Origin of the sequence: Paenibacillus sp. F411, from assembly GCF_017582705.1 — a bacterium.
GTDB classification, from domain to species: domain Bacteria; phylum Bacillota; class Bacilli; order Paenibacillales; family Paenibacillaceae; genus Paenibacillus_AQ; species Paenibacillus_AQ algicola.
Map to the genome: position 1 here is coordinate 1 of NZ_JAGFIP010000027.1, position 19030 is coordinate 19030.

The 19030-nt window shown below is 49.1% G+C and carries 17 protein-coding genes; 2 read left to right on the top strand and 15 right to left on the bottom strand.

The window, feature by feature from the left end; translation table 11 throughout:
- Positions 1-275: 275 nt before the first annotated feature.
- From JJQ72_RS19405 to JJQ72_RS19455, 11 genes are all read right to left on the bottom strand, one after another.
- Positions 276-578 carry a hypothetical protein gene (locus tag JJQ72_RS19405; RefSeq protein WP_347880777.1) on the bottom strand — a complete coding sequence of 101 codons (303 nt, stop codon included), beginning with the start codon at positions 576-578 and terminating at the stop codon, positions 276-278.
- A gap of 169 nt (positions 579-747) precedes the next feature.
- Positions 748-1188: a HEAT repeat domain-containing protein gene (locus tag JJQ72_RS19410; protein ID WP_208204707.1), complete on the bottom strand. Its 441-nt coding sequence runs from the start codon at positions 1186-1188 to the stop codon at positions 748-750.
- Between the two features lie 3672 nt (positions 1189-4860).
- Positions 4861-5151, bottom strand: a complete 291-nt coding sequence (gene cas2, locus JJQ72_RS19415) for a CRISPR-associated endonuclease Cas2 (protein ID WP_208204685.1) — start codon at positions 5149-5151, stop codon at positions 4861-4863.
- A gap of 9 nt (positions 5152-5160) precedes the next feature.
- Complete coding sequence (gene cas1c / locus JJQ72_RS19420; RefSeq protein WP_208204686.1) at positions 5161-6192, bottom strand: type I-C CRISPR-associated endonuclease Cas1c; 1032 nt, start codon at positions 6190-6192, stop codon at positions 5161-5163.
- A complete protein-coding gene (gene cas4 / locus JJQ72_RS19425) occupies positions 6189-6851 on the bottom strand; it encodes a CRISPR-associated protein Cas4 (RefSeq protein ID WP_481856872.1) in 663 nt (220 codons plus the stop codon). The genes cas1c and cas4 overlap by 4 nt, the downstream gene beginning before the upstream one ends.
- The gene (gene cas7c, locus JJQ72_RS19430; protein ID WP_208204687.1) at positions 6832-7698 is read right to left on the bottom strand and encodes a type I-C CRISPR-associated protein Cas7/Csd2; all 867 of its coding nucleotides are present in this window, start codon (positions 7696-7698) and stop codon (positions 6832-6834) included. Before cas7c ends, cas4 begins: the two co-directional genes overlap by 20 nt.
- An 11-nt stretch (positions 7699-7709) precedes the next feature.
- Positions 7710-9599 (bottom strand): type I-C CRISPR-associated protein Cas8c/Csd1, encoded by a 1890-nt coding sequence (gene cas8c, locus JJQ72_RS19435; protein ID WP_208204688.1) that lies wholly within the window; start codon positions 9597-9599, stop codon positions 7710-7712.
- On the bottom strand, positions 9596-10312 hold the full coding sequence (gene cas5c, locus JJQ72_RS19440) for a type I-C CRISPR-associated protein Cas5c (RefSeq protein WP_208204689.1): 717 nt from the start codon (positions 10310-10312) through the stop codon (positions 9596-9598). The genes cas8c and cas5c overlap by 4 nt, the downstream gene beginning before the upstream one ends.
- A 226-nt stretch (positions 10313-10538) precedes the next feature.
- Positions 10539-12956 (bottom strand): CRISPR-associated helicase Cas3', encoded by a 2418-nt coding sequence (cas3, locus tag JJQ72_RS19445; protein ID WP_208204690.1) that lies wholly within the window; start codon positions 12954-12956, stop codon positions 10539-10541.
- 96 nt (positions 12957-13052) lie between these two features.
- Positions 13053-14006, bottom strand: a complete 954-nt coding sequence (locus tag JJQ72_RS19450) for a helix-turn-helix transcriptional regulator (protein WP_138224806.1) — start codon at positions 14004-14006, stop codon at positions 13053-13055.
- 120 nt (positions 14007-14126) lie between these two features.
- The gene (locus tag JJQ72_RS19455) at positions 14127-15578 is read right to left on the bottom strand and encodes a DASH family cryptochrome (protein ID WP_243896271.1); all 1452 of its coding nucleotides are present in this window, start codon (positions 15576-15578) and stop codon (positions 14127-14129) included.
- 136 nt (positions 15579-15714) lie between these two features.
- On the opposite strand from JJQ72_RS19455, the gene JJQ72_RS19460 reads away from it, so the two are divergent.
- Both JJQ72_RS19460 and JJQ72_RS19465 read left to right on the top strand, forming a co-directional pair.
- The gene (locus JJQ72_RS19460) at positions 15715-16176 is read left to right on the top strand and encodes a hypothetical protein (RefSeq protein WP_243896273.1); all 462 of its coding nucleotides are present in this window, start codon (positions 15715-15717) and stop codon (positions 16174-16176) included.
- Positions 16177-16280: 104 nt separating this feature from the next.
- On the top strand, positions 16281-16913 hold the full coding sequence (locus JJQ72_RS19465; protein ID WP_208204692.1) for a YfbR-like 5'-deoxynucleotidase: 633 nt from the start codon (positions 16281-16283) through the stop codon (positions 16911-16913).
- 119 nt (positions 16914-17032) lie between these two features.
- Here JJQ72_RS19465 and JJQ72_RS19470 read toward each other — a convergent pair whose 3' ends face one another.
- From JJQ72_RS19470 to JJQ72_RS19485, 4 genes are all read right to left on the bottom strand, one after another.
- Positions 17033-17482 (bottom strand): copper amine oxidase N-terminal domain-containing protein, encoded by a 450-nt coding sequence (locus tag JJQ72_RS19470; protein ID WP_138224803.1) that lies wholly within the window; start codon positions 17480-17482, stop codon positions 17033-17035.
- A gap of 160 nt (positions 17483-17642) precedes the next feature.
- Complete coding sequence (locus tag JJQ72_RS20685; RefSeq protein WP_347880778.1) at positions 17643-17798, bottom strand: AgrD family cyclic lactone autoinducer peptide; 156 nt, start codon at positions 17796-17798, stop codon at positions 17643-17645.
- A complete protein-coding gene (locus tag JJQ72_RS19480) occupies positions 17767-18315 on the bottom strand; it encodes an accessory gene regulator ArgB-like protein (RefSeq protein WP_208204693.1) in 549 nt (182 codons plus the stop codon). Before JJQ72_RS19480 ends, JJQ72_RS20685 begins: the two co-directional genes overlap by 32 nt.
- Positions 18305-18931, bottom strand: coding sequence for a hypothetical protein (locus tag JJQ72_RS19485; RefSeq protein WP_208204694.1), 627 nt, complete (start codon positions 18929-18931; stop codon positions 18305-18307). The genes JJQ72_RS19480 and JJQ72_RS19485 overlap by 11 nt, the downstream gene beginning before the upstream one ends.
- Positions 18932-19030: the final 99 nt, after the last annotated feature.

Below are 19030 nucleotides of genomic sequence, written 5' to 3' on the forward strand. Positions count from 1 at the left end.
CTCTTCCCCTCTTGCGAGGCCTTTTTGACGACGCGGCAGGATTCACTTTATGTTACAGCCTGGTATGTTGCTCGCCCTGTCTCTGACAGGTACTTATGTCGATACGCTTCTACGCACAGATTTCGCCATACGCAGGTATCCTAGCTACGCGGGGGCTTGGCCCCTCCCGCGACCGGACTTTCACCGGCTAGAAGATGCGTGCTTTGCTGGGCACGCCCACAACAAAAAAAAGACGTTGTCACCCAATATGGGCTTAACGTCTTCTTTAAGGAGCCTTAGGCGGTATGCTCTTTTTGCGCGGTGTTCAGCATTTCATCCCAGTTCTTAAAGTTCGTTTCGCGGGCAATATGGCGCTCGAACAGCTCTTCTGGAATCTGATCCACGTCCTCGTAGGTCTTCACTTCGAACTTGCCCTTCTCATTGAAAGAGGCAAAGCTCTCATGCCGGGTGTGCCGGCGCATAAATGAATCATTAAACAGCTGACTGAGCGGGACCTGAGCGGGATTATCCGCGTTCTCCTTCTCGCCCTTCAAATCCTTCAGCAAATCGTCAAATGACATAGGTTGATGTCTTCTCAAATGATCACTCCTTGCAAATTTTCATTCCACATGCTTTTAAGTATACCAGTGAATCCGGCGTCTCAACCATAATTTTGGAAAAATATCGTGAATTTCGGGCTTCACTCACTCTTTCAGACGGTCTCCCCTACGGAAGCCGCCTGTATCATGGATATGCTGCTGGGTCCCCTCAGATGCGCAAATCGCTCCATTTGGCTTCCAGCCAGGCATCGAAGCCGTCGCCTTTTTCACCTTCATAGATGTCATAGACATCTGCTCTCATCTTGTTCAGCTTGTCCTTGAACTGCTCGTAGGTGTGATCCTTGGGCAGGCTCTTCTTAATGCGGACGAGCATCTTAGTTACGCCCTTGACCGGCTCTTCCGGGCTGGGCTTCGGCTTGTGAACCTCTTCGCCGAGACCTTTCAGCTGTTCATAGGCAGCGACCTGAACCCGGTATACCGGGTCCTGCTGCATCCGGTGCATCAGAACGTCCACCGCATGCGGGTGATCGAGCGCACCTAATTCCTCAATCGCCTTTACCCGCGTACGCCAGTCCGCCATCCGGTTCGCATCCGCCTTGAGCTTCTTGTACCGGTCCTCCGGCTGCAGGGCGTTCTCTTGTGGTTCTATTGTCAATGTGATCTTCCTTTCATGGGTCGGTTACATTCTCATTTAAAATTTCCGGGCACCCGGGAGCTGGACCGCGCATGACATCACGACCTTCAGCCTGATGCAACAGCTATCATTATAGTATAAAACAAGATCCAGCGCATCTGATCAGGTGAAAAGAACTGATTATAGACAAAGGCGAATTTTGTTTTAAACGTCATATCAACCGTAAGATTCGCGGCATACCTTTTATAAATCATTAGCGATTCTGACAAAACAAATCCGTGATTACGACTAGTTAGCCACAACGGCCGCCCCTCAAACAATACAATACACGTCTGGCTTGGTGTGATAGCAGATCGCACTCCCTCTGTATCTAGGCTTAAATGACGATTTAGCAGATTTAGTAACGTGCTGCTGCGTGATGCCCTGCATACATCATTTTCCTTTGTTACTCAGAGCTCCAAGTTACGCATTTCAATCCACGCACCCGCATGGGGTGCAACCCTTGGCACCCCATCCGCTCGCCCGGCGACCACGGGATTTCAATCCACGCACCCGCGTGGGGTGCGACCATCATTACTATCTAAAGATTTTGGCGGCGCGATATTTCAATCCGTGCACCCGCATGGGGTGCGACGTTTTTGATGATCTCGCATACTTGTCCCTTCTGATTTCAATCCACGCACCCGCTTGGTGTGCGACTTGACGCCTTCTCCAAGTCCTTCCCGATATAGAATTTCAATCCACGCACCCGCGTGGGGTGCGACTTTCTCTCCGATTCGCGATGTGAAATCTCCGAAATTTCAATCCACGCACCCGCGTGGGGTGCGACGTTATTCCCTATCCGCCATGCTCGGCATCGCTACTATTTCAATCCACGCACCCGCGTGGGGTGCGACGCTTCATGCTGAACCTCGCACTGCACCTGTTCAGTATTTCAATCCACGCACCCGCGTGGGGTGCGACTGTAGCTCGGGAAGAGCAGGAAGCCCTCATGGAAATTTCAATCCACGCACCCGCATGGGGTGCGACCTAATTGCTGTACAGAGCGCAACCCGATTTCATTCGATTTCAATCCACGCACCCGCATGGGGTGCGCCCTCCCGTTTACGTTGTTCTTACATATTACCTATTGATTTCAATCCACGCACCCGCATGGGGTGCGACGATGTTGTCCGATGCTGCTCTATATCCCCAGTGATCATTTCAATCCACGCACCCGCATGGGGTGCGACGCCATCTAACCTTTACTTATTGATCGGCAGAATTATATTTCAATCCACGCACCCGCGTGGGGTGCGACCAAGTGGCCTGCAGGATTAGGAGCTGAACAGTTTATTTCAATCCACGCACCCGCGTGGGGTGCGACTCGAACAGATGGGGCGTGCGTCATCCGCGAGCGGTGGATTTCAATCCACGCACCCGCGTGGGGTGCGACCATCCGAGCAATTAATGTGACTTGACCTCGATCGGTATTTCAATCCACGCACCCGCGTGGGGTGCGACTTAAACAAAATGAGCATCATAATAATGATATAAGATTTCAATCCACGCACCCGCGTGGGGTGCGACTGAATCAACCAAGACAACAGCTGTCACTCTTGAGAATTTCAATCCACGCACCCGCGTGGGGTGCGACCAGCTCGGCACCGTTGACGCCGGGTATCGCGGTATTTCAATCCACGCACCCGCGTGGGGTGCGACGATGAGTGCGAGCTGGTTATCATACAGCTCCTGGAAGATTTCAATCCACGCACCCGCGTGGGGTGCGACCTTCTTGCTTCCCAATCTTTCGAGGGTAAGCATTCCAATTTCAATCCACGCACCCGCGTGGGGTGCGACATGGTGATTAGGGGTTGGCAGCTGCCCGATCTGCTGATTTCAATCCACGCACCCGCGTGGGGTGCGACGAAGCCGAGATCCTTCCCTCCGCCCCCAGCAAAATTTCAATCCACGCACCCGCGTGGGGTGCGACATGACGACAGCGTGTATTTGCGGTAGGCTAAATCCATTTCAATCCACGCACCCGCGTGGGGTGCGACCGCCTGCGGCCGATACGGATGGGGAAAAGCGCTTGAATTTCAATCCACGCACCCGCGTGGGGTGCGACCAGAGATTGCAGCAACCAGCCGGGCTGCCTATCAATTTCAATCCACGCACCCGCGTGGGGTGCGACTTTCATGATGGTTAAGCCATGACCGTCCAGGAGTATTTCAATCCACGCACCCGCGTGGGGTGCGACCCTCCTGGTCGCCGATCAGATCAGCTGGCGTAGGCGATTTCAATCCACGCACCCGCGTGGGGTGCGACTTGACGAGCGCGGCCTCGGCGGATTAAATCGCTATATTTCAATCCACGCACCCGCGTGGGGTGCGACGCACATCAAAACGCGGTATCTAAAGGTTGGTGGATTTCAATCCACGCACCCGCGTGGGGTGCGACACAAAAATGAGGGAGCAACTTTGCTCATCATTGATATTTCAATCCACGCACCCGCGTGGGGTGCGACAACAAGAGGGAGACGCAGCCGATCAAGGTCGAACCTATTTCAATCCACGCACCCGCGTGGGGTGCGACAAACCAAAGGAGGAAATACGATGGCACTGCATAGATTTCAATCCACGCACCCGCGTGGGGTGCGACTGTTGTAATCACCCTTCACAAAAGCCAACGCCTATTTCAATCCACGCACCCGCGTGGGGTGCGACGAGATACCTGCCCTTTATGTTTGCTGAGGACAGCATTTCAATCCACGCACCCGCGTGGGGTGCGACCAGGTGCCATGGTCGGAAACTGGGAGTCTAAAAAGAACATTTCAATCCACGCACCCGCGTGGGGTGCGACGCCGATACCGACTTTATCGACGCAAAGGATACGATTTCAATCCACGCACCCGCGTGGGGTGCGACAAGTCGGAGCTCCGAGCGCTTGCTGCAGCGGCGAATTTCAATCCACGCACCCGCGTGGGGTGCGACCCTTCTTGTTCAAACAGACGATATGGATTAAGAGATTTCAATCCACGCACCCGCGTGGGGTGCGACTGGTCAGCAGCGACAACTTCAACAGGCCATTAACAAATTTCAATCCACGCACCCGCGTGGGGTGCGACTCCACTGCCCTTTTGACGTCCCAGGGCAAAGAGAACGCCACGCACCCGCGTGGGGTGCGACCTCCGTGCATGCAAACGCCCTCGGCGGCGCATGAGAGAACGCCACGCACCCGCGTGGGGTGCGACTTTTTTGATCAAATGATGGACCGTTCCAGAGCATCGAGAGAACGCCACGCACCCGCGTGGGGTGCGACGGATGACGCTTATCGTACATGTCAATGCGCTGCTAGAGAACGCCACGCACCCGCGTGGGGTGCGACGATGACCCCACGGAGTGGTTCTGGTTGGGTGGGCAAGAGAACGCCACGCACCCGCGTGGGGTGCGACCTGGCCGAACGGTTTCAGGGGTGACAAGCGATCCACAAGAGAACGCCACGCACCCGCGTGGGGTGCGACCGCGATTTTTGGTCAAATCAACCATAAATCGACTTCTAATTCTACATAAATGAAATTAAAATATAATTTTAGAACTTTTTTACAGTTAAAATATGGATAAAGATGATTTGATATGGATATTTACAGGTGCGAATGTCTTGGGAAAATCATGTTCACTTGAGGTTCGCACCTGTTACAACTACCCGTTAAATAATGAGGGGTCCCTCCAGATCTATGGATTCCTTCACGCCAATGTGCTCCACTTTGTTCTTGTATTGGTTTCCGAGCTGGTAAAATCGTAGACTATCTTGTTTCTGATCAATAACTTCGATCAGCTTGTACCTAAGTGCTGTAAACTCCGCCGCATCGACAAGACACTCGAACACAGAGTTTTGAACACGTTGTCCATAGTTTTGGCATATCTTTGATACTTGCCTCAATCTTTTCTGACCCGCACTTGACTTGGTACTTACATCATACGTAATGATAAGCAGCACACTCTACACCTACTTCCATAAGAATGGAGGATACTCGTCAAGATCATTGCGAAGATGCCTGGCTAATAGCAAAGCTTGTACATGAGGTACTAATCCCCACGATATTTTTTCACCAAGGTAAGGATGAGTCATTTTCTCCTGCTTTTTGGTCTGCCATGCTGTAAAAAACTTTTTGCGTCCCGCATCCGTCATCAATACCGCGCCGTTTTCTTTGACATAGAAATCGTCTCGCTGGATCACTTTTTTGTTGATTAGCGACAACACGAATTTATCTGCATACACTCCTCTTAATTCTTCCATCATATCCAGGGCTAAGGAGGCTCTTCCTGGACGATCACGATGAAGAAAACCTACATACGCATCTAATCCCACGCCTTCAATTGCTGATGTCATGTCTTGTGACAGTAGTGTATATGCCAAAGACAGCATTGCGTTTACTTTATCCAGAGGCGGTCTTCGAGAACGCCAGCGAAAATAAAAATCTTCTTTCTGCTGAAGGATCATCTCGTCAAAAACCTGATTATAGCTTAATGCCGCTTGTCCTTCTAACCCTCTCAGCCTATCCAAGTCAGAACATTGCCGAATTTCCTTAATTAAGGTAGATAGATGGTTAGAAATGTGTTTAAATCTCTCAATATCCACTCTCAATGGATAATCTCGAGTCATTCGTTCTAATATCCACTTGTTGTTATACAGCTTTCCCACAATAAAATTCCGGGCAATCAAAGCAGATTGCGTTACATCATGAGAAAGTAAGTACTGCTTCTTTCTTAAAATAACGTTTCCTTTACTCGCACCTATAACTCTGGCAAGAAATCGTCCATTCATACTCATAAACACAAGCGAAATATGCCTGTCTGCACAGTATGCCATAAGTGCCGGACTTGCTCCGGTGTACCCGAATGCAATGATGGATTCAAGATTATGTAATGGAAGTCTACCCAGCTGATCCTCTTTTCGAGTAAGCACGATGTTATCTCCATCCAGTGAAAGATACACATCCGGTTGAGTAACAAAGACTGTGTTTAACAGCTTCTTCATTCCCGAATCTTCCCTTCAATGTAGCTTTTAACTGTTTTCTTGCTCATGACCTCTGGAAGACAAATGGATTGAAGCGAGCAGCTCTGACAATAGGAACCTGTCTTCACCTTCGGGGTATTCCTCTGTACATACAAGGCATACATCTCTTCTACGATACGCTTTACCCGATCTCTCATTTCCAAAGTAAACGGGATTTCGATGCGGCGCCGTATCTCATGATAAAACAAGTACCCTCTGGGAATTGAACATAGCAGCATCTCTTCCAAACAAATCGCTTGTGCAGTAAGCTGGAGAAGATCGGCATCATTCCACTTTGGCTTTCCTCGTTTATATTCAACAGGACAGGCTAAGTACGTTCCGTCAGCTCCATGAATTTGAACACCAGCTTCATCTTTCATAAATTCCACAACGTCACAGATCCCAGAAATCTTCAATGACTCTGACTTCACAGGCATTGCTCTAACGATCAATTGATTCCCTCGTTGCTCTTTAATGAAAGGCATGTCCACCTTTTCGTGCACATGCTGACCTTGTATGGTTTTAACATTCTCTTCCCATTGCTGTTCAATATGGATCAACGCCCATTGTCTTTTACAAAATTGATAGTGTTGAATGCCTGACAGCATTAAATACTCATCATCAGATTCCATCAATGACATCAACGCGCAGTCCTTCAAGCTCATAAATTTCAATGGAATAATCCTCAAACTGTCTCGGTTCTTCCGTTTTAGACTTTACGACCAGAGAACGGTGAACCTTGGCCGATGAATACTGCCCCATTTTGGAGTTATGTGTCCACCAATACACTTTATGAACTTCTATGCTTCCTTCCGGTCTTGCTGCAGAGGCATCGTTTTCAAATAAGGTTACAAGTGCCTGCTTGATCTTATCGGCATCTTCTGGAGTAAAGCCTGTCTTCTCAGCCAGCTGTGTGTTAATAGATCCATAGAATACATATACGCCAAAGTCAACGCGATGCTTCATGCCCATCGTATCAGAGCCTCTGTCTTTGCCCGGCTCGGAGTTAACGCTCTTCGTAATTTGCATACTTGTAATATCGATGGGATCAACGCTGCGTGCCGTATGAATGGAGACCGGCCCTCTCACGCCTACAGATACTGACCCGGATTTATCGGAACTCTTGAACGCGAACACTTGCCCGAAGCTGCGGACATCCATCCATTCACGGCAAGCAGCCGCTGCAAAATCCTCCTGCTGGCTGCTACTCTTGGCCTTAATAACTTCACGCAATTCCACACTAGCATCCGCCCGCTCCCGCAAGCTGTTATGTTCGTCGGATTTTCGATCATTGGATTGCACAAAAATCGTTTCACCCATGTCTTGCAGACGATTTCTGATTTTACGCTTGATGGCTACATCAGAAATCTCTCCGTACCCATCATAATTCTGTCTCGGCCTGTTGCCATTCAGAGGGTCTCCATTAGGATTAGCACTACGTACGGACAATACAACCGCAAAATCAATCTTGGAATCTAATGTTCTCATCTTTATCTCTCCTATTCGTTGGATGCTTCTTCAGCATCGTTCAGTTTATCTTTCTTTTGATAAAGTTCATGCCGCTGGCTGTAGAAACCTAGCAAATATAACCCTGACAACGGCTTATTTGTAAAATCCTCCACCGGAATTCTTGACGCTACTTTGTCAATAATCTTTGAATAATAAACGGCCTGAGACCCCAAACGCGCTTGATAGGGCTGGAGATTATCTTGTATCGTCTTCCATGTTCTTGCAGGATGCCTCGAAAATGAATTCATGTAACGCAGTGCATTGCTTGCTCGGGAATCCGAGGATCCAAGCGCCCTTCTTTCTAGTACATCCGCGACAGCAAGCAGCCGGCCAAACAAATAATCGCGATGGTTATAATCTTGATCTAATGCCAAATGTATCTTCTCCTTTCGGTTGATTAATGCACAGGTGATGCTTAACGTTTTCTCCCATTCCCATTTCTCCATGCCCGCTGGATTAGAGGCGCGATGAAATGCACTTGTAACAATATCTCTCGGAATGGGGGCGCAGTCTATAATGCATGGCAGTACTCGTTCCATAAGCCCCTTCACGACCTTATCGTTAGCTTTTGTACCGTAAGCTGCGACCGCGATGTCTTTCGTGGCTGGGGCGCCATAGAATTGAATAAACTCGCCTTCATCATTTTTACGATAGCGGTGAAGCCATGCACATTCTGTATGCCATTTCTTCAGACGGTCCAAGTAAATCTCTTTATTCATATTACGATAGTAAAGAACAGCCATCCTTCCGGTTGTTGCAGAATCGAGTACTAGAATGTTCACGTCCGCTTCAAAGGACAAATCATTCTTATAGCCTTCTAATGCCTTGGAAACCTCTTTTGCAAGAGCTTGATGGGTATTAGATATTGCCCTTTGTGCAGGCAGCGGAGAAGGATTCAGCGCAAATGTGTCTTCTGCCGGATGAGGAAGATCTATAGTGTCATTTCCCCATACTAAGAACACCCGCTGCTCAATCACTTCACCTTGTCGTTGAATCAACCATTTTAAAGCGTTGTGAGCTTTCTGAGACACTTCGTAACTAATGCCGGCTATCTCGCTGGCAATCTGAAATCGCCCTCTAAATGTAAAACCTGTGGTGTCGTTTGCCGAGATTAATTTAGCTTTATCCGCAGCATTTCTGATTTTGTTCGCATGCCTCTCGGTTATTGGCAATCTCTTTCCGGTCACATAGCAAAGATCTTCTCCGCTCAAGAGTTCACTGTAAAAATGTATAAAAGATTCATACATCGCTGTATCCTTCCACACATCCTCCAGGATCTCGTGCGGCGAGTACACATTGAAGCGAACAAACGCACTCTCCGGTGTTCCTTGTAACACCGTAAAAATCTCCGGCTTGTCAGGGTACAGACTTTCATACTTCTTATCCCATTTTTCGATTAACCGATTATTCGCATCTACAGCTACAACTCGATGTTTGATTAAATCCTGCATCAGCTGCCCTTTGCGCAGGTATTGATAGATGCTTTTTACCTTGCTGGTGGCGTAGGAAGATTCAGCCCATTCCTTGAGTTGATCAATATAGCCTTGATACGATTCATCATCTTTCACATCATCACTGTACAGACTCAAATCACCAGCCACATAACTAAGCTTGTCATGAAGAGGATAAGGTGAGATCACCTTTCCTGCTCGGCTTGCGGATTTCTCCGTGCACGGAATCAGCGTGTTAGCATCATTTTTACTTATCACTTCAGCGGAATGAAATCGCCCGTCTTCTGTGATATTTACCTGAATATGAGCATTTTGCGTAGTATGAGAAACAGGGAGAAGAGTGTAGCTTCGATTGAATCTGGAAGCTGATACGCCGACAAGATCGGTATTCGATTCATAGGTTTGATAGAGATTCAACAGCCAGCTCATTCCTGCCCCTCCTTCAATGTCTCATACAAATCATGGACAGATTCAATGGAAGAGGCCCCGAACGGTTTGGGCTGCATCTCACGCAAGACGCGCGTTTGCGAGCATTTCTCCGGTCGAGTAAAGGTAATTACCCCATCCTTCATGACGGGATTCCACAGCCTAACTTTCATATTCCGTTCCCCGGTTTCATCGGGGTAGCTAAGCCCGTGTACCATGGTACCGAAATGCAGCTCTTTACACTCGTCATAAAATCCTGGTCCGGAACCGAAATCACAAGGCTCTACGTATCCTTGACACTCCCGGGTACCCAAAAAAATATCCCGACGGCCTCCCGCTTTAAGCGCTCTCTTCATAATGTTGTGATGCTTCTCTTCGTTACGGTCATACTCCAGGTCTGGACGATGGAGATTAAACTCAAAATATGCCCTCACCTGATAGCGTACATCTTTCAAATATGTATAGTTTGCAAGAGTGTTCCCTCCACTGTAATCAATTGGCCGAACGCCCTTGGACTCCATACAAATCGGATTCAGCACACGTACAGCATCTACATAAACCGTTAACGTCGGCTTCCAATATATGCTTTCGACAATCCCTTTCAAAGCTTGATAGGTTGGCACTTGATAGGAGAGCTTCTCACCTCCGAGCTTGGTTAACGGATCCGTGAACAACGCGTAGTGTCCGTGTACAACGAACTCAATCGAATTCCTCATAGTATGGTTTTCACCTTCTTTCTCTCAATATATTATTTTACTCAAGTTCCAGTATAAACCAAATATTATCAAAAATAAATATCGTTATACATTATATGAATGTATTTTGTCTATTTGGCAGTTTGTGATACGATGAAGTGGTCTTCCTGCTTCTGCTATTGAAGCAGGATGTGGATTGAAATATATATTGTATGACGTGAAAAGCCTATCTATATAGATAGGTTTTTTAATATAACTGGATTTCAAACCCACTATCATTACTTACGTCTAGTCCAAAATTCTCGTGATAAGCACTCTCTTTAAGTACGAGTACCTTGCCGTCAAGGCAGCTCACGAGACCCCCGTACTGATTGAGCTGGCGTAGTTCTTGATCATACACTTGTATGCTATAACGTTGAGCTAGGCGGAGCATAAGTGATAATTCATTGATGTTTCGGTCTCCATTCAAATCCGCAACTAGTTCTTTTCCCTTTTGATCATAGGGTACAATGACAGATGTCGTCTGATTATCAATAACGTCGAAATGCTGCCCTGCCGTCCTACAGCTATTTAATAGAAATAAAGATGGGTAACACTTGTGTTTACTATAATAGCCTTCAGCAAATAGATTCTGAGTTCGAGGCGCTGCCAATAACGTCATCATCGTTGTATTATGTTGGGGTACGGGATAGTCCAGTTGTCCACTCATTTCTTTGTAAAACTCCCGAAAGTATCGTGTCATTGCTGCGGCTGAAAGAATACTTCCCCCATGATAGGCAGGATCTTCCTTCATATCGATCAACATACGTTGAGAAATCTCTCTCCCTTTTCGTATTTCCGGGAGATTATCCAGCTTCTCCTCCAGATGATGTATGATATATACTTCGCCCTTATCGTTCTCGCCATGGCGGTTACATCTGCCTGCTGCTTGAGCCACTGAGTCTAATCCTGATAAAGAGCGAATCACACGTTCAAAGCTAATATCTACCCCCGCTTCAATTAAAGGGGTGCTAATACATATCACTTTGTCTTTGCTCCTCAGCCGTTCCTTAATTTCAGATAGAATTTCTGTTCGATGGGCCGGACACATTGAAGTGCTAAGATGATAGACATAAACCGAAGGCCTCAAGGATTGCAGCAAAAGAAACAGCTTCTTGACTACTGATTTCGTATTAAGAATGACGAGTGTGCTATTACAATGGATCATCATTTCCTCAACAAATGCGTACAGCCTATCATTAGTCATCGCCTCTGATGTACGATCTATAACTTCTACTCTCTTGAAGGCGACAGCTATACGATTCAAATCCGGGATTATTTCTGCATGGGCACCGATAGAGAGCTTATGCTCTACGAAATCCAGGGCAGGTTGTGTTGCAGTACACAACACAAGGCTGGATCGCCCATAGTCCCGAAGAAAATGAAGCGCTTGATTAAACAATGACACACAGGTAACCGGAACTTTCTGAACTTCATCGAACACAATGACAGACTCGCTTAATTGGTGAAGCCTTCGAATGCTCCGGCTGCCCGAATCATAAAAGACGTTGAGAAATTGCACCATCGTTGTAAAAATAACAGGAACATCCCAGTTGTCCTTAGCCAGCTTCCATTTTTGCTTGATATCGATTCGTCCTTCGACATCCTCATCATCCGCCAGATCTTGTTCAATGACATTAGAGTGGTGTTCCAGAACATTCGCGTCATCCTCTAGAATTCGCCTTACTTCAGCAGCATTCTGTTCAATAATTGTCGTGTACGGAAGCACATATATAATCCGTCGTTTGGAGTGAGTAAACGCATGCTTGAGAGCATATCTCAAGCTCGCCAGCGTTTTCCCTCCGCCAGTAGGAATTGACAATGTATATATGCTCGAAGCTTGTTCCGCCGCACGGTCACAATGCTCCGACATCTCACGTCTGAGATTATGGATGGTTCCATCAAGCATAGAGAATGAGCTCAGCCTATGCTGTAACCGTTCATAGTACCCCTTAAATAATGTTGAATACTGAATCGTTGCAGATTCGGCCTCATCTTCTTCAAATCTCCGAGTATCGGTGCGGTCTGCATCAATTAATACGCTGAATACATACTTGGTTAAAAACATAAGTCTGGCTTCCACAGTTAACGTAGATGTCACAGCCAGGTAATCCTCCAACTCTTTAGCTGCGCAGTCCACGTAAGAGGTAAAGGCCTCTCGAGTCATTACGCGCTCAAAAAACAAGGATTCGCTAAGCTCGTATTCTTCCAAGCTCTTCTCTTTGACACGCTTTAAATAATCCGATTCCAGATTGGGCGTCAAGAAATCATGAAGATCAGAATGGTGACTTATAATTGCGTTGCCTACGATTTCTGCCAGTATGCCGGTAAATCGATAAATATGTTGCTCATGATACAATTTGTAAAGAAGCTTTCCACCTGCAGTAGAATGATCTACACTACCTCTTCTTGGAGGCGTGTCTGGATGTTCAAACGCATTTTGAAGGTAAAGCCGAAACGCTTCACTGAACTTCCCCATGTCATGCAGCATGCCAGCCAGCCCGGTGATATGACGAACACCGATTTTCTCACCCATCATTTCTGCCAATCGCTGCACCCCCCGCAAATGTTCTTCTACCGACTGGTGTGCACCATCCCGAACTCGAAAATGAGCAGCATAATTCATTGTACTCTCCCTCCTGACCAGACCCATCCCTCTCTCGTCTCCCTATATCCTAACTTTATCCATTCGCCGCACCTTGTCACCAAACATATGTTCACCTCACTCCCCATACAGCCCACGCCAGCGCGACAGCTTCTCCTGCATCATCTTGCGGTAGCTGCGGGGCTCCAGAATTTCGGCGTCCGGGCCGTATTGGTTGACCCAGTTCAGGAATTCACGGTCGTGGTTCAGGGTGACCTCAAACAGCAGGCTGCCATCCGGCAGGTCTGTCATTTTGGGCCGGACGAACATTTCTTCTTCCTTGATGTAACGGGCGACCTCGCGCGAAAATTTGACTTTGAAGGTGATCTGCCCGGTTCCGCGCTCAATGGACCAGGTGTGCTTCATGTAGTTGGCCAGATTGAAGTCTCCTTTTTCAAAAGAACGCGCGGTGACCTCCAGTTTACGGAACCGGCTGAGCCGGAAGGTGCGGATCTGCCCTGCTAAATGGCAATAGCCAATGAGGTAAAACCGCTGATCCCGCGGAATCAGATAATAAGGATCAATCTCCCGCTCAGTCAGCTCATTCCGGCTTTGCGTATGGTAGGTCACGCTTAACGTCTGCTCTGCCAGTATGGCCTGAATCACAGGGAGCAGGTGGTTGGGGCTGTCCTCCCGGTAGGCCGGGGAGCCCATCTGAATAATGTCTGTCACATGCTTCAAAATGTCCTGATTCCGCCGCTTCTCCCGGGTCCGGGCAGCCATTATTTTGTCATAGGCGCTCTCAAAGCCCGGCGGAAGCTGGGTATGATCCAGGATCGATGGAAGCATCGTAAACACCAGCTCCTCCTGTGGCGTCCAGTTCAGAGGATACATGGCGAAATCCCCGGCAAAGGTATAGCCTTTGCCATAACCGTCATTGACGATGGGAGCGAGGGTGTCCAGAGAACGAAGATCACGGTAAATGGTGCGGACATCGACATCACATTTTTGAGCCAGCTCCGGAGCTGTAATCCCAGGCCTTGCCTGAATCGCGTAAATAATATTGAACCAACGATAAAGTTTGTCAGACATACTTCGAATCTCCTATGGTTTTGGATATATGTTTAATCTAGGTAATTCGACATTCCTACACGACATCCTCCTAAAGAACTAGAAAAACCGTTCCGAAATCGGAACGGTTCCTCCATTGCATTATCCTTTAGCCTGTTTTAGCCGGGATCGAAATGCCTCAACGGAGGGCATCCACTCCACGATAGGAAACGGGTAATCCTTCCCCAATTCCAGACCAAACTCCTGCTGCTCAAACCACGTCCATTCAGGCACATCATAGACCTGTTCCCCAGGAACGGTGGCAAGCTCCGGAAGCCAGTGCTTGGCATAGTCGCCAGCAGGATCATAATCACGCCCTTGCTTGCTGACATTAAAAATCCGGTACGGCCGCGTATCGTTTCCTACTGCCGCATTGTAGCACCAGTTGCCGTAATTGACCGATACGTCGTAATCCAGCAGCTGAGACTCGAACCACTGGGCGCCGGCACGCCAGTCGATCCCCAGATTTTTTGCCAAAAAGCTGGCCGTATTCTGCCGGCCCCGATTCGACATCCACCCGGTCTGGCGCAGCTCTCTCATATTGGCATCCACCAGCGGATACCCGGTTTCGCCATCAGTCCATGCCTGCAGCAGCGCAGGGTCGCTGGACCACTCCAGGCGCTTGCCGTCCAAGCCTCCCGCTGCAAATATCCGGCTTCCATGCTTGCGATGCACATAGATGAAGTACTCTCTCCACAGCAGCTCATCCAGGAACCCCTGCGTCGATTTATTCACCGACCGGGCGGCCTCCGCCTCCTTGAGGCTCCAATAGACAAAGCGCGGCGACAGGCAGCCCAGGGCCAGATAAGGTGACAGCTTCGAGGAGGCGTCCGGCTCCAGCATTCCGTTGCGGGTTTCACTGTAGCGGCTAATATGGTCCTGCTCGTGAAAATAATACGTCAAACGCTTGCGGCCTGCCGAGGAGCCGCCGGTAAATACCGGCTGCGGCGGCAGCTCATCATCGGCAAGCCCCAGCGCGGCAAGCTCTGGCAGGTCTCCTTCCTCGACAGCCAGTGAAACGCTTTGACGCTCTGGCAGTGGAAGCATGCTGCGGATACAGCGTTCCTGCGACTTCAAGATCCGCTGCTTGAACGGCGTATACAGCTTCGGCAGCTCTTCGAGCGGGAAAGGAAGATCCTCCGGGTGGACCAGGCTATGCCCGAAGTACGTGTACAGCTGCGCTTCTCCTAAGCTGTCCTTCACCTGCTGCAGCACATAGGACTCCTCCGTGCCCAGCTCGTCATGAGCATGGACCTCCACCAGATCGAGGCCGCTCTGATTAAGCTCCGGTATGACCTCCTCCGGCTTACCCAGCCGAACCAGCAGCGGAATGCCAAGCTTGTTCAGGTTGTCCCGCAGCTCGGCCACACTTTCAAGAATGAAGCGTGCCCGGTGTGCCCCGGTTTTGGGATATCCAAAGCCGGTCACCCCGTATTCCCGGGGGTCCAGGCAGTATAATCCAACGACCGGCAGACCGGACGCGGTTGCCGATAACAGCGGCTGGTGATCATGTACACGCAAATCCCGCCGAAACCAGACTAAGGCGCATTTCATCAAGCGCCCTCCTCTCTTTTTTTTACAACGATGATATACATCGTTTACAATGAAATTGAAATGCTGCGCATTCCTGTTTATATTTACCCCAAACACCGAAATCTGATGATTTAAGCTTACAGGGGAGGAATTTTACATGCACTCAACAAGAAATTTGAAGCACTACATGCTGCCAGCCGTACTAGCGGGAACACTGGCGGGCATATTTCTGGGCTTGCTGCTGAAGGCTGCAGAGGCTCTTACCTCGCTCAAGGTGTATACGCTGCTCTTGAATGTAGACTACATTCCAGTCCTGAATCAGCTGCCGCTGCCTGAAGCCGCCGAGTTCGGCCTGCATTTGATTGTATCGGTGGGGCTCAGCCTGGTTCTCGCTTACTTGCTGTACATCCGCCCTAATCCTGCTTCGGCGCGGCAGCGCCTGGGGATCTATGCTCTTGTAAACACCGTCGTGGGCCTGCTGCTATACCCTACCACTGCCTTGTCGGACCGAACCCCTGAACTGTTCGACGTTCCGGCGTTTCTGGTCTGGCTGCTGGGCCATGTCCTGTATGGCCTCCTCCTCGGCTGGCTGATGGAGAAGCTGAAGCCGCGGGCTTGAAGCAGGATGGACGGCAGCAGTCACATTTTACACTGGCTTAATCCTCCCTTCATCTATGTAGAGTATAGTCATGGATAACTCTATATTAAAGGATGATGACCTGGATGGGCATTCACACGTACTTTCGTTCTCTCAACGACCTGGAGCGGATTATCCGCACCCCCGGCAAATTCAAATTCGAAGAGCACAGCGTCTCCGCCCACTCCTGGAAGGTGGTACAGTATGCAAAGACGCTCGCAGATATTGAGGAGCTGAATGGGGTTACCATCAATTGGAAGAAGCTGTATGAGATTACGAGCAGCCACGATTATGGCGAAATTTTTATCGGGGATATCAAGACTCCGGTGAAGCACTCCTCCCTGGAGCTCCGCTCTATGCTGCAGCAGGTGGAGGAAGGAATGATCCGGCATTTTATTGAGGAGAACATTCCGGAGGAGTTTCAGGGCATTTTCCGCCGGCAGCTGCGGGAGGGCAAGGATGGCTCGCTTGAAGGGCTGATCCTGGAGGTTGCGGACAAGATGGACCAGGTGTATGAGGCTTTTGCAGAGCTGCAGCGGGGAAATACAGAGAAGGAATTTGTGCTCATGTACCGCCACGCGCTGATCAAGATCAAGAATATCGACCTCCACTGCGTCCGTTATTTCCTGGGACATATTTTGCCGGATATTATAGAAGAAAGTCAGATTTCCCCCATTGATATCAAGGGCATTACCGAAGAAGCCTTGGCGCAGCAATGAATAAAGCTGTACGTGCACTCTCCACTTGGCGGAGAGTTTTTTAATGCCGGATACTAAGAATAGCCTCCTTCACGTCGAAGCAGGCTAAGATTGAACGATATAAGTGCACTCGGGCTTTCTCACACGTCGGTGCTCCCGCCGCTCACGTACGCGGTCTGCTCCGACTTCACCCATTTGATCTCCCGGCCTAAAGCCTCGGATGCAAAGCGAAGCGGCACCATGGTCTTGCCTTCATGGATAAAGGGCTCGGCATCCATCTCCAGCTGCTCCTCATCCTTAATGACAGTGCTCTTGCCGACCGTAATGACGAGATACGTCTTGGGCCCGGTAATCTCAATCTCCTTATTTACATGGTTCCATTCCATGTCCAATCCCTCGCGGAGCTGAACCAGGTCCGTAAAGGCAATAAAGATCCGGTTATCCTTCATGACCACATGCTCCTGCTGGAGTCTCACATCGTCTATATATACGTCCGGCGTACTGCCGGCATAGGCCTCGTCCCAGGGAAGAACCGTATACCAGAGGACAGCAGCCAGCAGTCCCAGCAGCACACGGAAGGGATACTTCATCACAATTCCTCCTCACTTTCACTGTAAAGTCTTATCTATTAAACGTTTGAAATGGATGAAAGTTGCTCTTTAACGCTTTTTCCTTGTATAAAAGCACAAAAAGCCTTTGTTAGATGAAGCTCACCTAATTAAGGCTTCGTTGTGTTTTTTCGGAGCGGGTTCAGTCCTTATTCAAAAGCTCTTCCGGCGTTTCTCCACTGTAAATGAAGACCGGGCTTGCTACTTGAACAAAAAATACCGCGAGCAGCGTCAGGCATGTGGCGGTTGCCGTAAATGCAGCGTGTTTAGCTTTGCTGAGCAGGGTCAGGGTTTTCACCTCCTTTCAAGCGGATCAAGGTCATAGCCTGAATTAGAAAAGAAGCGGCAATAATATCCGATTGGATGACAAAGTTAGTCATGATGAGCATACAGCTGATGAAGGTAAGCGTTCTGTAGAATGTGCGGGGGATCCGGGATTGATATTCAATCCGGCTTGGAGCGTACATAGCCGTCAGGATGAAGGCGCCGGCGGTAAAGCCATGAGTCCATATCTGAGGCAGGTGGACCCAGGAAATCAGAGTCAGAAGCAGTGTTGTCAGGAGAATGCAGGCGGCACCGGTCTTCAGATGAACACCGCCGGATACCTGCCTAAGGAGGGCGAAGCTGATCATCGCCGTCAACGCCTCTGCCGTAGTGCCGGCTGCCCAGGAGATGAGCAGCACAGCGGATACAATACCTGTCATATTAAGCAGAATAGCAATACCGTGCTTCAGAACAGCGATGGAAGACGGATGCTCGGGCACTTCTTTTTTAATAGCTTGGGCCATTCTTAAGGCGGCGTGTTCAATCTTCATCAACCTCAAACTCCTCCGAATGATAAGCATAATACAGAAAAATCCCGAAGGTCAGGCTGAAGAACAGGATGAGCAGCCACAGCTGTGCCATGTAAAACAGGATAGCCAGCAGCAGCAATACGATCGCCATCAGGACCATAAGGATCACGTATTCATATTTCAGACGAAGACGTTCCAGCTCCAGGGCAATGCCGATCTTGAAGCGGTGCAAAAGCCAGGCGAGAAGGAATCCGGCTGCCGCACTGAGAATCTGGGTGAGGTAGGCATTCTCCGGCAGCTGTGCAGCTTCGATAGATCCGAAAATAGCCATAATCAGCAGTCCCTGCATGATCGCGTAGCCGAAATAACCGAGTACCGTGCCGATCAAAGACCAGATGACCGGAATCTTGACGACCGCTGCGTAGAAGAACACAAAGATGACTACAGTGGTCATTGGTGCCAGATAATCCAGCTCCAGTGAATTCCTCAGCAGATAGCTCTGCAGGCTGGACAGCAGCATGACGACAACAGCCTGTCCGGCATATCTGGAGGCCTTGAGCTTCAGCAGCGACATCGTGAGCGCATAAATCGCCAGCGTCTCCAGGGTGGACAGCAGTAAAAACAAAACAACATCCATGAACAGTAACCCCTTACACCTTGTAATATTCTGTTATCAATCCGCCGATGATGAGGGCTCGGGTAGGAGAAACAGCTCTGCTATTAACATACGAGAAGA